The organism is Curtobacterium sp. Leaf261, assembly GCF_001422205.1.
Taxonomy (GTDB): Bacteria; Actinomycetota; Actinomycetes; order Actinomycetales; family Microbacteriaceae; genus Curtobacterium.
The window spans coordinates 204311-218715 of the sequence record NZ_LMMJ01000009.1 but is presented as its reverse complement, the minus strand read 5'-3'; the positions used below and the strand labels follow the sequence as shown (position 1 = coordinate 218715).

Genomic DNA, 14405 nt, shown 5'->3' with positions numbered 1-14405 from the left:
ATGCCTCGCTGGGAGTACCTCACCACCCCGCTGATCATCCACAACACCACCGCGATCCTCAACAACTTCGGTGATGAGGGGTGGGAGCTCGTGCAGGTGATCCAGGGCCCCGAGGGCGGACTCGTCGCCTACCTCAAGCGCCCGAAGGCCGAGGCGTGAGTGTCGCGGACCGCCTGACCGAACTCGGGATCACGGTCCCGGAGGTCGCGGCGCCCGTCGCCAGCTACGTCCCCGCGGTGATCTCCGGGCACCACGTGTTCACGTCGGGTCAGCTGCCCTTCGTCGACGGCGCTCTCCCGGTGACCGGCAAGGTCGGCGGAACGGTCGACGCCGCCGTCGCACAGGCCCAGGCGCGGCAGTGCGCGTTGAACGCCATCGCCGCCGTGCAGTCGGTCGTCGGGTCACTCGACCGCGTCGCCCGGATCGTCAAGGTCACCGGGTTCGTCGCGTCCGATCCGTCGTTCACCGGGCAGCCCGGGGTCGTCAACGGAGCCTCCGAGCTCCTCGGCCAGGTCTTCGGCGACGCCGGAGTCCACGCGCGGAGCGCCGTGGGCGTCGCGGCCCTGCCGCTCGACGCCCCGGTCGAGGTCGAGATCGTGGTCGAGATCACGGACTGACCAGCGTCACCGGATGACGGACTGGAGGGACGGTGCCAGTTGGCACCGTCCCTCCAGTCCGTTGTGTGGCTCGTTCCGGAGCCGAGCCGACCTACATCAGTTCCGTGATCACATCAGTTCCGTTATCTGGGCCATGATGCCGCCGTCGGCGAGCGTCGTGGTGTCGCCGACCGTCCGGCCCTCTGCGGCGTCGCGGAGCAGGCGCCGCATGATCTTGCCGGAGCGGGTCTTCGGCAGCTCCGGCACGATGACCACCTGCCGGGGCCTGGCGATCGCGCCGATGCGCTGCCCGACGAACTGGCGGAGCTCCTCGCTCACCGCAGCGCGGTCGACACCGTCCGCCGCGGCTGCGGTGAGGATGACGAAGGCGACGATCGCCTGCCCGGTCGTCTTGTCGTCGGCACCGACGACCGCGGCCTCCGCGACCCCGTCGTGCTCGACGAGTGCTGACTCGATCTCCGCGGTCGAGAGCCGGTGTCCGGAGACGTTCATGACGTCGTCGACCCGTCCGAGGAGCCAGATGTCGCCCTCGCCGTCCAGCCGTGCACCGTCGCCGGCGAAGTACCGGCCGGGGAACTTCGACCAGTAGGTCTCGATGAAGCGGTCCGGATCGTGCCAGATGCCGCGGGCCATGGACGGCCACGGCTCCGCGATCGTGAGCAGCCCGCTCGCTCCCGGTTCGACCCGGTTGCCGTCCTCGTCAACGACCTCGGCGAGGATCCCGGGGATCGGACACTGCGCGGCCCCCGGCTTGAGCTGTGTGACCCCGGGGAGCGCGGACACCATGATCGCACCGGTCTCGGTCTGCCACCACGTGTCGACCACCGGGGTGCGGTCGTGACCGATCACCTGGCGGAACCAGTGCCACGCCTCGGGGTTGATCGGTTCGCCGACCGACCCGAGCAGTCGCAGGGACGACAGATCGCGGGCGTCCGGGATCTGGCGGCCGGCCTTCATCGCCGAGCGGACCGCGGTCGGCGCCGTGTAGAGCACCGTCACGCCGTACTTGTCGACGAGGTCCCACCAGCGGCCGGGCTCAGGGACGTCCGGCGTGCCCTCGTAGAGGACCTGCGTGACGCCGTTCGCCAGCGGGCCGTAGACCACGTAGCTGTGCCCGGTGATCCAGCCGATGTCGGCCGTGCACCAGTACACGTCGGTCTCCGGGTGCATGTCGAACACGTTCCGGTGGGTGAACGCGGCCTGGGTCAGGTAGCCGCCCGAGGTGTGCACGATCCCCTTCGGCTTCCCGGTCGTGCCCGAGGTGTAGAGGATGAAGAGGGGTTGCTCGGACGGGAAGGCCCGGGCCTCGTGCTCGGGGGCGGCCTTCGCCATCTCGTCATGCCACCAGAGGTCGCGCTCGTTCCAGGTGACGTCGTTGCCACCGCGCCGGACGACCAGCACGTGCTCGATGCTGTCGGTGCCCTCGCCCTCGAGCGCCTCGTCGACGGCGGGCTTCAGCGGGGCGACCGCGCCCTTCCGCCAGCCGCCGTCCGCCGTCACGACGAGCTTCGCGCCGGCGTCCTCGATGCGGGCACGGAGGCTCTCGGCGCTGAAACCGCCGAAGACGACGGAGTGGATGGCGCCGAGCCGGGCGACCGCGAGCATCGCGACGACGGCCTCGGGGATGAGCGGCATGTAGACGACGACCCGGTCGCCGGCGACGACGCCGAGATCGCTGAGCATGTTCGCGGCACGCTGCACGTCGGCGGTGAGCTCCGCGTAGGTGATCGTCCGTGTGTCGCCCGGCTCACCCTCGAAGTGGATGGCGACCCGGTCGCCGAGGCCGTTCCGCACGTGACGGTCGAGGCAGTTCTCGGCGACGTTCAGCGTGCCGTCGTCGAACCACTTCGCGAACGGTGCGTCGTCGAAGTCGAGCGTCCGGGTGAAGGGCGTCCGCCAGTCGAGCAGCTCGCGGGACTGGTCGGCCCAGAACTGCAGGCGGTCGGCCTCGGCCGCGTGGTGCAGGTCCTCGTGCGCGACCGCACCGGCGACGAACGCCGCCGACGGCGGGTAGCTCGTCCGCCCGCCGTCGACGCTCCCGTCGCCGGACGGTGCGGTGGACCCGCTGGCGTCGGACCGGCCGGGTCGTGCGTGCGCTTCGGTGGGTGTGGTCATCAGCGTCCTCTCGCGTCGTTGCGGTTGCCGCCGTCGTCCACGGGCGCCACACCGCTCCGGTGGCGTCCGCGATCAGGTCGGCGGTCGTGTCGGACATTACCGCGCTCGCGTGCCGGATGACGTCTGGCGGTGCGACGCCGGTGATGTGTGCCGTGCATGTCACATGCGATGAATTGTCTCCCGCACGTGATCTGCGGGCGACACATGGGGTACACTTGACCATGCCGGACTTGTTCCGGCGGCAGCGGACCGGATTCCCCCCAATCCTCCGTTGCCGTGGCGGCACCCGTTCCCCCCAACAGGTGCCGCCCTTTCTCGTTGTCGGGACGATCGTCTCGTTTCCGGGCTCATCCCCGCGGCTGTCCGGCCGACGTCGTCGATCGCGAAGTCGGCGCGGCATGGTGCGATCCGCGCGCTTCCGGCGCTCTGGACGAACGGGTGGACAGAACCGTCCGCCTGGTCCGAGATCGCCGATCGGCGGGGCGCTCCGCAGTGTGGCCGGGATTCTCTGGGCGAGCTGTGGGGCACCGGATCATCGCGTGTTCCGCACTCCGGAGGTGTGCGGGCGTGTTCCACCTCGTCGTGACCACACTGTGCCCGAGTGGGGTACGTACGGCTGTTCGGGGTACAAACAGTGACGCTGTCGCTCGTCCTCCCCAGCGCGGTGTCGGCCTCGTCGGTCCCCAGAACGGTCGGTCCTTCGCTGATGCCGGTGGAGGGCTCCCTACGGTCCTCGAGCATGGTCCACAGTCCGTTCTCATCGTTCTCGTCCTCGTCTGCGCTGTCCTCGTCCGCGCTGTCCTCGTCCGCGCTGTTCGTCCCGGTCGTCGGAGGGGAGCGCGTCGATGTGTCCGGGACCGGGGTCGCGGATCCGGATCGTGCCGGTCCCGACCTCGTCGAGTTCGAGGAGCTGTTGCCGTTCGTGCGCGCCCCGGGCATCACCGACGTCCTCGTGCTCGGAGACCGCGGCGTGTGGGTCGACGAGGGTGCCGGACTGCGCCGGACGTCCATGCTCCTCTCGGAACCGCGGACCCAGCAGCTCGGTACGAGGCTGGTCGAGATCGCCGGGCGTCATGTCGACGAGGCGACCCCCTGCGCCGACGTCCACCACGGCGGGGGCATCCGGGTGCACGTCGTGCTGGCGCCCATCTCGCAGTCCGGCACAGCGATCTCGATCCGGCTCCCGAGCACCGTCGGCCTCGGACTCGACGACCTCGATCGTCGAGGGTTCTTCGAGCGGATCCCACGCGATCTCGTCGAGGCGGCCGTCGTCGCACGGCGGAACGTGCTCGTGAGCGGTGCGACCGGCAGCGGCAAGACGACGCTGCTCGGCGCGATGCTCCAGCTGGTGCCGCACGACGAGCGCATCGTGACGGTGGAGGACGTCGCGGAGCTCCGGATCGACCATCCGCACGTCGTCCGACTGCAGGCACGGCAGGCGAACGCGGAGCGCGTCGGATCGATCGGCCTCGAGCGACTGGTGCGGGAGGCGCTCCGGATGCGTCCGGACCGCGTCGTCGTGGGCGAGTGCCGAGGAGCCGAGGTGCGGGTGCTCATGGCCGCGCTCAACACCGGCCACGACGGTGGGGCGGGGACGGTCCACGCGAACAGCGTCCAGGACGTGGCGACCCGGCTCGAGGCGCTCGGGGCGCTCGCCGGGCTCGGCGCAGAGCCGTTGGCACGGCAGGCGGTGAGCGCGTTCGACCTGGTCCTGCACCTCGATCGCACGGACGGGAGGCGCGGGTTAGCTGCCGTGGGCCGGCTCGCGCTGGACGGTCGGGACCGTCTCGTGGTGGCCGAGGAGCGCCCGACGACGGAGGGCCGGGTCACCGACGGCACGCATCCGGCCGTGGCCTTCGACCGGACGGGTCATGCGTCGGCAGGCCGCTGAGTCCGCATCGGCCGCGCGGACACTCGACCGCGTCGCCACGCTCGTCCGGGCGGGGATCACGGCCCGCCGAGCGTGGACGGTGGTCGCGGAGCGGGAGCCGGCACTCCTGCCCGTCGCACGGTCGATCGCCGCGGGCGCGACCGTCGCGGAGGGCCTCTGCCGGGTGCGCGGGACCGGCCAGGCGGTGTGGCAGGACGTCGCGGTCCTCTGGGCGGTGGCCGAACGGACCGGATCGCCCGTCGCACCGACGCTCGACGCACTGGCGGCGGCGCTCCGGGAACGCGCCGACGCCGATCGCGCCGTCGAGGTCGCACTGGCCGGGCCGCGGGCGAGCGGCCGTGTGGTCCTCGCGCTCCCGGTGGTCGGCGTGCTCTTCGGGCTCATGTGGGGGATCGAGTCCGTGCGGTTCCTGTTCGCGAGCGTCCTCGGATGGGGCTGCCTGGTGCTCGCGGGCGGCCTCGTGCTGTGCGCCGGACACTGGACACGACGCCTCGTCGCACGCGCGGATCCGTCCGGCCCGGTTCCCGGGCTCGGCCTCGAACTCTGGGCGGTCGCGCTGTCGTCCGGGGGCGCCCGGTCGGCGGCGTCCCGTGTCGTCGCCGAGGCCGCGGGGGACCGTGCGCTGCCCGAGGCGGAACGAACCGCGATCACCGCCACGCTCGAGCTGGCGGACGCGGTCGGCGTGCCCGCAGCGGGACTGCTCCGGGCCGCGGCGACGGACGTTCGTCGGGACACCGCTGCGGACCAGCTCGCGGCGGCCGAGCGGCTCGGGGTGCTCCTGGTGCTGCCGCTCGGTGTGTGCCTGCTGCCCGCGTTCGTCCTCGTGGGGATCGTGCCGGTGATCGCGGGGATCCTGTCCTCCACCATCGCGGGATTGCGGTGACCGTCCACAGCGCCACTCCGATCCGGCGTGAGCTCCCGGTGCGGCCGCGACGATGGGAACCAGGGGCGCGGAATCACCGGGCCGGACGGAGGGGGACTCACCATGGGAGCGAGCAGAGCGGTGGCCGGAGCAGATCCAGTCGGGGGCGGGGCGGATCCGGCTGTGGGCGGAGCAGATGCGGCTGTGGGCGGGGCGGATCCGGCTGTGTGCGGAGCGGATGCGGCCGTGGGTGGAGCGGATGCGGCCGTGGGTGGGGCAGGTCGGAGCGGGTGGTCGGTGGGTCGGGCTGCCGGCGGGTCGCGCGTGGCCGGCCGGCGTTCCGGTGCTCTCGGCCGGATCGTCGTCGACGACACCGGGTCGGCGACGGCCGAGTACGCGGTGGTGATCCTGGCCGCGGTCGCGTTCGCCGGGGTCCTGGTCGCGGTGATGCGGTCTGGTGAGGTGCAGGCGCTCCTCGTCGGGATCGTTCGCGGGGCGCTGTCGTTGTGACCGGCGGGCCCGTCCTGGTCCGGCGTGCGCGCGCCGTGGTTGCTGGGCTCCGCCAGGACAGGGGCCCCGGCCTGAGCAGTGGCTCGGGCTCCGGCTCTGGGCCCGGATCTGGCTCCGGCGCCGGACCGGGCGCTGCCGCGAGCGTCGATGTGGGTGCTCGCGGCAGGACGGCGCAGCTGGGCGATGCGCGCGGCTCGGTCACCGTCGAGTTCGCCGTGGTGCTCCCCGCGGTCGTCGTGGTGGTCGGACTCGCAGCCGGGCTCGTCGCCGGTGCGGCGATGGAGATCCGGCTCCAGGTCGCCGGTGCGGCCGTCGCTCGCGCGGTCGGCCGCGGTGACTCCGCGAGTGCGACGGCGCTGGCGGCTGAACTCGCGCCCGGTGGCACGGTCAGGACCATCATGAGCGGTTCCGTGGTGTGCGCCACGGCATCGGCCCCGGTGCCGGTGCTCGGAGCCGTCCGGCTGCCCGCCACCGCGACGGTCTGTGCGGCGAACGGTGGCCGGTGACGCGGTTCCAGGACACCCGGGGGAGCACCTCGGTGGTCCTCGTCGGCGTCATCGCAGCGGTCGTGCTCGGCGTCAGCGTGCTCGGCGCTGCCGTACGCGTGCAGGTCGACCTCGTCCGGGCAGCGACCGTGGCGGACTCCGCTGCGATCGCCGGCGCGGCCTCGGCGGTCGGACTCGTCGCCGGACCCCCGTGCGTCCGGGCGGCGGATGTCGCCGTCCGATCGGGTGCCCGGCTCGACGCGTGCGTGGTCGACGACGCGACGGTGACCGTACGAGCAGTGGTCGTCTCCGGTGTGTTCGCTGTGGGCGCCACGTCACGGGCCGGTCCGGATGACGATCCGGCGATATATAGGAGCGGATCCGATAGTGGAGCGTCGGGACACCGTGTGTATGGTGTGCCTGTCGGTCCACCGCCGCCCGACACCTCCGGTCGATCGACGCGATCTGCGTCCGGTCACCGTCTGCACCATCGATCAAGGAGTCACGTGCCAGGCACGAAAAAGCTCGTGATCGTCGAGAGCCCCGCGAAGGCCAAGACGATCGCCCAGTACCTCGGAGACGGCTACGAGGTCCAGGCCTCCGTCGGCCACATCAGGGACCTCGTCGAGCCGAAGAACCTGCCCGCTGAGCTCAAGAAGGGCTCCCTCGGCAAGTTCTCGGTGGACGTCGAGAACGGGTTCGAGCCGTACTACGTCGTCTCGGACGCCAAGAAGAAGACGGTCGCCGACCTCAAGCGCGCGCTCAAGGACGCCGACGAGCTCTTCCTCGCGACAGATGAGGACCGCGAGGGCGAAGCCATCGCGTGGCACCTGCTCCAGGTCCTGAAGCCCAAGGTCCCCGTGCACCGCATGGTGTTCCACGAGATCACGAAGGAGGCGATCCAGCGCGCGAAGGACGCCACTCGCGAGCTCGACACCGCGCTCGTCGATGCGCAGGAGACCCGCCGGATCCTCGACCGTCTCTACGGGTACGAGATCTCGCCGGTGCTCTGGCGCAAGGTCGGCCCCGGACTCTCAGCAGGTCGGGTCCAGTCCGCGGCGACGCGCCTCGTGGTCGATCGTGAGCGCGAACGCCTCGCCTTCGTGTCGGTCAACTACTGGGACCTCACCGCGCGGTTCGCGAAGCCCGACGCCACCTCGCCCTTCACCGCTCGCCTCGCCAGGCTCGGCGGGACGCGTGTCGCGTCCGGCCGTGACTTCGACGACCGGGGGAACGCCAAGGGCGACGCCGTCCGGCTCGACGACGCGTCGGCGCACGCGCTGTCGGCGGTGCTCCGTCGCGCGGACGGTGCCGTCGTCCGGAGCGTCGAGTCCAAGCCCTACACGCGTCGACCTGCTGCGCCGTTCACGACCTCGACCCTCCAGCAGGAGGCGGCCCGCAAGCTGCGGTTCTCGGCACGGCAGACGATGAGCGTCGCGCAGTCGCTGTACGAGAACGGCCACATCACCTACATGCGAACGGACTCTGCGTCGCTCTCGCAGCAGGCCGTCTCCGCGGCGCGCAAGCAGGCGTCCGATCTGTACGGCGCCGACACGGTCCCGGACAAGCCCCGGTCCTACGCCGGCAAGAGCAAGAACGCGCAGGAGGCCCACGAGGCGATTCGCCCCGCGGGCGACACCTTCAAGACGCCGTCCCAGATGCAGAACGTCATCCGGGGCAACGACTGGAAGCTCTACGACCTCATCTGGAAGCGCACCGTGGCCTCGCAGATGGCCGACGCCAAGGGCTCCACCGCCTCGGTCGTCATCGGCATCGCGTCGCCGGAGCCCGTCGAGGGTCTCGCCGTCACCGCCTCCGGCACGGATGCGGAGTTCACCGCGTCAGGCACGGTGATCACCTTCCGCGGGTTCCTCAACGCGTACGAAGAAGGCAAGGACGAGGACCGGCACGAGTCCTCCGAGCAGGCCGACACGACGCTCCCGCAGATGGCCGAGCGCGACCGCCTCTCGGTCGAGGAGATCGAGGCGAAGGGGCACGACACCTCCGCACCGCCGCGCTACACCGAAGCGAGCCTCGTGAAGACCCTCGAGGAACTCGGCATCGGTCGCCCGTCGACCTACGCCGCGATCATCTCGACCATCGTGGACCGCGGCTACGTCACGCCCCGAGGCACGGCGCTCGTCCCGAACTGGATCGCGTTCAGCGTGGTCCGACTTCTCGAGGAGTACTTCCACGACCTCGTGGAGTACGACTTCACGGCGGGCATGGAGGACGACCTCGACCGCATCGCCGGTGGCGAGGCGGATCGCGTCGACTGGCTGAACGGCTTCTACTTCGGCAACGACGACCAGCGCGGACTCCGCGGGGTGATCGACAACCTCGGCGAGATCGACGCCAGGGAGATCAACTCCGTCGAGCTCGCGCCCGGGCTGGTGCTCCGCATCGGCAAGTACGGCCCGTACATCGAGACACCGAGCGACGATCCGGAGACCCCGCGTCGGGTGAACGTCCCCGAGGACCTCGCACCGGACGAGCTCACGGTGGACAAGGCGCGGGAGCTCGTCGATGCTCCCGTGGTCGGCGATCGCGTCGTCGGCGTCAACCCCGCGACCGGCAAGGAGGTCCTGGCCAAGGACGGCCGGTTCGGTCCCTACGTGACCGAGCGGACTCCCGAGCCGGAGCCCACCGTGGACCCGGCGACCGGTGAGGTGCTCGAGACGGCTGCGGCCGATGCCACGACCGCGTCGGCCGCAGGCACGTCGGCCGCAGCGACAGCGACCGCGACGGCCACGAAGACCGCCACCCGGACGACGAAAGCCTCGAAGGCCGCCGCGGGGGAGCCCGAGGCACCGGCGAAGAAGAAGCCCGTGAAGAAGGCGGCGGCTCCCAAGGAGCGCACCGCATCCCTCTTCAAGTCCATGGACCCGATGACCGTCGACCTCGAGACCGCCCTCAAGTTGCTCGACCTGCCCCGCCTCGTCGGGACGGACCCGGAGACCGGCAACGAGATCTTCGCGGCGAACGGCCGCTACGGTCCGTACCTCAAGAAGGGCACGGACACCCGGACGCTACCGGGCGAGGACGCGATCTTCGACATCGACCTCGCCGGTGCCACCGAGCTGTTCGCGCAGCCGAAGTACGGCGGTCGCCAGGCGTCGAGCGCGCTCAAGGAGTTCGAAGCGGACCCCGTGAGCGGCAAGCCGATCAAGATGAAGGACGGCCGTTTCGGGCCGTACGTCACCGACGGCGAGACGAACGCGACCATCCCGCGCGGCGAGGACATCGACGAGGTCGACTTCGAGCGTGCGGTGCAGCTCATCGCCGACAAGCGCGCGAAGGGTCCCGCCAAGCCGAAGGCCAAGCGGACCACGACCCGCAAGGCCCCGGCGAAGAAGAAGTGACCGACGCGGCACCGGTGCCCCTCGGACGGTTCATCACGTTCGAGGGCGGCGACGGCGCGGGCAAGACGACACAGGCAGCGCGACTCGAAGAGTGGTTGCAGACGGTCGGGAGGACCGTGGTGCGCACGCGCGAACCCGGCGGTACCGAGCTCGGCGGCCGCATCCGCGAGATGGTGTTGCACGAGCGCGGACACATCGCGCCACGTGCCGAGGCGCTCCTCTACGCCGCGGACCGCGCACACCACGTCGAGACGCTCGTCCGCCCGGCGCTCGACCGCGGGGACGTCGTCGTGCAGGACCGGTACATCGACTCGTCGGTCGCCTACCAGGGTGCCGCGCGCGGACTCGGGGCCGATCACATCCGGTCGGTGTCCGACTGGGCCGCGGACGGGCTCGTCCCCGACCTGACGGTCCTGCTCGACCTCGACGTCGCCGTCGGACGAGCGCGGGTCGCTGCTGCGCGGGGGGTCTTCGACCGCCTCGAGGCCGAGGCGTCCACCTTCCACGAGACCGTCCGACAGTCGTTCCTCGGCATGGCCGGTGCCGAACCAGACCGGTTCCTCGTGGTCGACGCGACAGCGGTGCCGGACGACATCGCCGACCGCATCCGGACCCGGGTCGGCGTCCTCCTCGGAGTCGCGGCGTGAGCGTGTGGGACGGGCTGACCGGGCAGGCCGAGGCGGTGGCGAGTCTCCGGGCGGCCGCAGAGGCCCCGGACGGCAGCGGGAGCATGACGCACTCATGGCTGATCACCGGTCCACCCGGGTCCGGTCGGTCGAACGTCGCGCTGGCGTTCGCCGCAGCACTGGTCAGCGGCGGGTCGGACGACGAGCGTGCCCTGGCGCAGGTCACCGCGCGGACGCACCCGGACGTCGCCGTGCTCACGACGCAGCGCGTGATCATCACCATCGACGAGATCCGTACCCTCGTCACGGGGTCGTACTACTCACCGTCGGTCGGGCGCTACCGCGTCGTGATCGTCGAGGACGCCGACCGCATGACCGAGCGCACGTCGAACCTCCTCCTCAAGGCCCTCGAGGAACCCCCGGAGCGCACCGTGTGGATCCTCTGCGCGCCGAGCGAAGCCGACCTCATCCCGACGATCCGCTCGCGCGTCCGGTCGGTCCGCCTCCGTGTGCCGGACATCGAGTCGGTCGCGGATCTCCTCGTGGCCCGGAGCGGCGTGGACCGTGCACTCGCCCTCGACGCGGCACGGCAGGCACAGAGCCACATCGGCATGGCGCAGCGGCTCGCGACCAGCCCAAACGCCCGGGATCGTCGGCGGCGGACGCTCGACACCGTGCTCCGGATCCGGAGCGTCGGCGATGCGGTGCTCGCGGCGGCGGAGCTCATGGCGGTCGCGGACGAGGACGCCAAGTCGATCACCCAGGAGCGGGACGCGGAGGAGCGCGACGCAGCCCTCCGGTCGCTCGGTGTCGAGCCGGGTGGCACGGTGCCCCCGGCGCTCCGATCGCAGCTCCGCGTGCTCGAGGAGGACCAGAAGCGACGGGCGACGCGGAGCCTCCGCGACGGCCTCGACCGCATCCTCGTCGACGTCATGTCGCTGTACCGCGACCTCCTGCTCATGGGCCTCGGGGCGGCGACCGAGCCGGTGAACCTCTCGATGCGTGACCAGCTCGACCGGGCCCTGCCGATGGTCCCGCCCGCGTCCGCACTCGAGGTCCTCGACGCCGTCGGACTCGCACGGCGTCGGATCGCCGCGAACGTGGCCGCGCTGCTCGCACTCGAGGCACTGCTCGTCACCGTCGCGCGTGCGGTCCGCTGACGCACTGACACACCGCGGTCCCATTGACGCGCCGTCCCGACGCTCGCCGGTCGCCACTGCCCAGAACGCGCACCACTCGTCGCCGAAGCACTGCAAATTTGCATGGTGTGCAATGATCGAGGCATGAGCGTCACCGAACCCGAACTCGGCCTGCGTGAGCGGAAGCGCCGTGCCACCAAGGCGGCGATCCAGCAGGCAGCACTGCGGATCGCGATCGACGAGGGGCTCGGCGCGGTCACGGTCGACGAGATCTCCCGGCGCGCCGACGTCTCCCCGCGGACCTTCTTCAACTACTTCGCGAGCAAGGACCAGGCGCTCCTCGGCGAGGACCCGACCCTGCCGACCGACGAGGCGGTGGACGCGTTCGTTGCCGGACTCCCGAGCGGCGAGCTGATGTCCGACATCGGTGAGCTCCTCGCGCACTCGACCCAGGAGCTCATCGAGGACCGCGACCTCATGCCGGAGCGACAGCAGGTCCTCAAGGAGAACCCGCAGTTGTTCGGGCAGCGGATGGCGTCGATGAAGGAGTTCCAGGCCCAGCTCGCGGCGGTCATCATGCGCCGTCTCACGCTCACGGATCCCGACCAGCGCTCCGGATCGGGGGACGCCTCCGAACCCGGGGACGCCTCCGAACCCGGAGACGCCGCCGAAGCCGACCGGTCGTCCGTCCCGCGCGCCGGTGGCACCGAGCTCGAACGGCGCGCCCGTCTGGCGTCACTCGTCGCGATGGCGACGGTGCGTCACGCGTGGTGGGAGTGGTCGGCGCTCGAGGGCGACGGGCGTCTCGTGGACTGCCTCCGCGCGTCGTTCGCGGACCTCGGCGCGCTCGTTTCGCGTGCGCGTGCTTGATCCGCTACAGTAGTTTCTCGTGCCGCTGCGACGATGTCGGAGCGTCCGCCGCCTTAGCTCAGTCGGTAGAGCGATTCACTCGTAATGAATAGGTCATCAGTTCGATTCTGATAGGCGGCTCCACAGCACGACGAAGGCCCCCGGTCACTCGGGGGCCTTCGTCGTCCGGGCACACCCGCACCGGCCGCACCCGCCACACCCGCGCCGGCCGCACCGGTACGCGCGGACCGCGCACACCCGCCCCCGGCCTCACACCCTCCGGTGGATCCGCGCCTCCCACGGCGCGAGCGACGGACCGTCGTCCCCGCCGGCGGGGTTCCGGAGCACAACCGCTCCGAGCAGCCCGAGGACGTCCTGGGGGAGCGCCAGCGCCGACGAGGACAGGTTCGCGACCACGACGAGCGCCTCGTCGTCGAGCGTCCGCGTGAACGCCCACAGCGTCGGGTGATCCGGTTCCAGGAGCGCGAACGCCCCGAGCTGCACCACCGCGGACTCGTGTCGCAGCGCGACGAGCCGTCGAAAGTGCTCGAACACGGACCGGTCGCCGGCCGCACGGTCCGCCTCCACCGTGATGTCGGGCCAGCCGACGCCCATGCCGATCCACGCTTCGGTCGACGAGAATCCGCCGGAGGGCTCGGCGGCGGTCCACGGGATCGGGGTCCTGGCGTTGTCCCGGCTCCGGGACACGAGCGAGTCGAGCACCGGGGACGGGTCCGCGCCGTCGTCGACCTCAGAGCGGTACCGGTTCAGCGACTCGATGTCGCGGTACTGCTCGATGGTGCGGAACCCGGCGTTCACCATCCCGATCTCGTCGCCCTGGTACACGTAGGGCGTTCCTCGGTGCAGGTGCAGCACGGTCGCGAGGAGTGTCGCCGACTCGATCCGGTACGACTCCGACCCGAACCGGGACACCGTCCGCGGCTGGTCGTGGTTCGCCGTGTACAGCGAGTTCCAGCCCCGCTCCGCGAGCCCGTCCTGCCAGCGGGCGAGCGAGCGCTTGAGCGCGGGGAGCGACAGGGCCCGGGTGTCGAACTTCGACGCCGGGCCGTGGTCGAGCCCGACGTGCTCGAACTGGAAGACCATGTCGAGCTCGTGCCGGTCCGGATCGGTGAAGAGCACGGCGTCCTCGACCGTGACGCCGGGCATCTCGCCGACGGTCAGCAGTGCGTCCGGTCGGTCGGCGAACACCCTGCGGTGCATCTCCTGCAGGTGCTCGTGGATACGCGGAGCCATCACGTACCCGGTGCTGTCGCCGACCAGGTCGTCCGGGTTCTTCGCGATGTGGTTGATGACGTCCATCCGGAAGCCGTCGACACCACGGTCGAGCCAGTGGTTCATCATCGAGTACACGGCGTCGCGCATGTCCGCGTCGTCCCAGTTGAGGTCGGGCTGCTCCGGGGCGAACATGTGCAGGTAGTACTGCCCGGTCGTGTCGTCGAGCGTCCACGCGGGTCCGCCGAACGCGCCGCGCCAGCCGTTGGGCTCGTGGCCGTCGACCGGGTCGCGCCAGATGTACCAGTCGCGTTTCGGGCACGTGGTGGACGCGCGAGACGCCTGGAACCACGGGTGTTCGTCGGACGAGTGGTTCACGACGAGGTCCATCACGAGCTTCATCCCACGCTGGTGCACCTCGCCGAGCAGGGCGTCGAACTCGTCGAGCGTGCCGAACAGCGGGTCGATGTCCTCGTAGTCGCTGATGTCGTAGCCGTTGTCCGCCTGCGGTGACCGGTAGATCGGGGACAGCCAGACGACGTCGACGCCGAGGTCCGCGATGTGGTCGAGGTGCTGCCGGATCCCACCGAGGTCGCCGACCCCGTCGCCGCTCGCGTCCGCGAAGCTCCGCGGGTAGATCTGGTAGACGACGGCCTTCGTCCACCACGCTGGCTGGGTCGGGACTCCTGCGGGCACGGGCACGCCTCCTTGCGTCG

12 protein-coding genes and 1 tRNA gene are annotated in these 14405 nt (G+C 71.0%); 11 read left to right on the top strand and 2 right to left on the bottom strand.

Annotated features, from left to right (window positions below; all coding sequences use genetic code 11):
* Entirely contained in the window at nt 1-159 is a 159-nt protein-coding gene (locus ASF23_RS18705; protein WP_200919351.1) for a hypothetical protein, read from the top strand.
* On the top strand, nt 156-617 hold the full coding sequence (locus ASF23_RS12100) for a RidA family protein (RefSeq protein WP_055953776.1): 462 nt from the start codon (nt 156-158) through the stop codon (nt 615-617). Before ASF23_RS18705 ends, ASF23_RS12100 begins: the two co-directional genes overlap by 4 nt.
* Before the next feature lie 108 nt (nt 618-725).
* Here ASF23_RS12100 and acs read toward each other — a convergent pair whose 3' ends face one another.
* A complete protein-coding gene (gene acs / locus ASF23_RS12095) occupies nt 726-2732 on the bottom strand; it encodes an acetate--CoA ligase (protein ID WP_055953773.1) in 2007 nt (668 codons plus the stop codon).
* A gap of 739 nt (nt 2733-3471) precedes the next feature.
* Here acs and ASF23_RS12090 point away from each other — a divergent pair.
* From ASF23_RS12090 to ASF23_RS12050, 9 genes are all read left to right on the top strand, one after another.
* Nucleotides 3472-4623, top strand: a complete 1152-nt coding sequence (locus tag ASF23_RS12090; RefSeq protein WP_082474101.1) for a CpaF family protein — start codon at nt 3472-3474, stop codon at nt 4621-4623.
* A complete protein-coding gene (locus ASF23_RS12085) occupies nt 4604-5506 on the top strand; it encodes a type II secretion system F family protein (RefSeq protein ID WP_055953770.1) in 903 nt (300 codons plus the stop codon). Before ASF23_RS12090 ends, ASF23_RS12085 begins: the two co-directional genes overlap by 20 nt.
* Nucleotides 5507-5809: 303 nt before the next feature.
* Nucleotides 5810-5995: a DUF4244 domain-containing protein gene (locus ASF23_RS18360; RefSeq protein WP_055954400.1), complete on the top strand. Its 186-nt coding sequence runs from the start codon at nt 5810-5812 to the stop codon at nt 5993-5995.
* A gap of 149 nt (nt 5996-6144) precedes the next feature.
* Nucleotides 6145-6501 (top strand): hypothetical protein, encoded by a 357-nt coding sequence (locus tag ASF23_RS12075; RefSeq protein ID WP_055953767.1) that lies wholly within the window; start codon nt 6145-6147, stop codon nt 6499-6501.
* Nucleotides 6502-6986: 485 nt separating this feature from the next.
* Nucleotides 6987-9842: a type I DNA topoisomerase gene (gene topA, locus ASF23_RS12070; RefSeq protein ID WP_055954397.1), complete on the top strand. Its 2856-nt coding sequence runs from the start codon at nt 6987-6989 to the stop codon at nt 9840-9842.
* Complete coding sequence (tmk, locus tag ASF23_RS12065; protein WP_442855029.1) at nt 9839-10489, top strand: dTMP kinase; 651 nt, start codon at nt 9839-9841, stop codon at nt 10487-10489. Before topA ends, tmk begins: the two co-directional genes overlap by 4 nt.
* Complete coding sequence (locus ASF23_RS12060; protein WP_055953764.1) at nt 10486-11628, top strand: DNA polymerase III subunit delta'; 1143 nt, start codon at nt 10486-10488, stop codon at nt 11626-11628. The genes tmk and ASF23_RS12060 overlap by 4 nt, the downstream gene beginning before the upstream one ends.
* Before the next feature lie 123 nt (nt 11629-11751).
* The gene (locus ASF23_RS12055) at nt 11752-12477 is read left to right on the top strand and encodes a TetR/AcrR family transcriptional regulator (RefSeq protein ID WP_055953761.1); all 726 of its coding nucleotides are present in this window, start codon (nt 11752-11754) and stop codon (nt 12475-12477) included.
* Nucleotides 12478-12524: 47 nt separating this feature from the next.
* Nucleotides 12525-12600 (top strand) — tRNA-Thr (locus ASF23_RS12050).
* Nucleotides 12601-12726: 126 nt separating this feature from the next.
* Here ASF23_RS12050 and ASF23_RS12045 read toward each other — a convergent pair.
* Nucleotides 12727-14385, bottom strand: coding sequence for a glycoside hydrolase family 13 protein (locus ASF23_RS12045; RefSeq protein ID WP_055954391.1), 1659 nt, complete (start codon nt 14383-14385; stop codon nt 12727-12729).
* Nucleotides 14386-14405 lie beyond the last annotated feature (20 nt).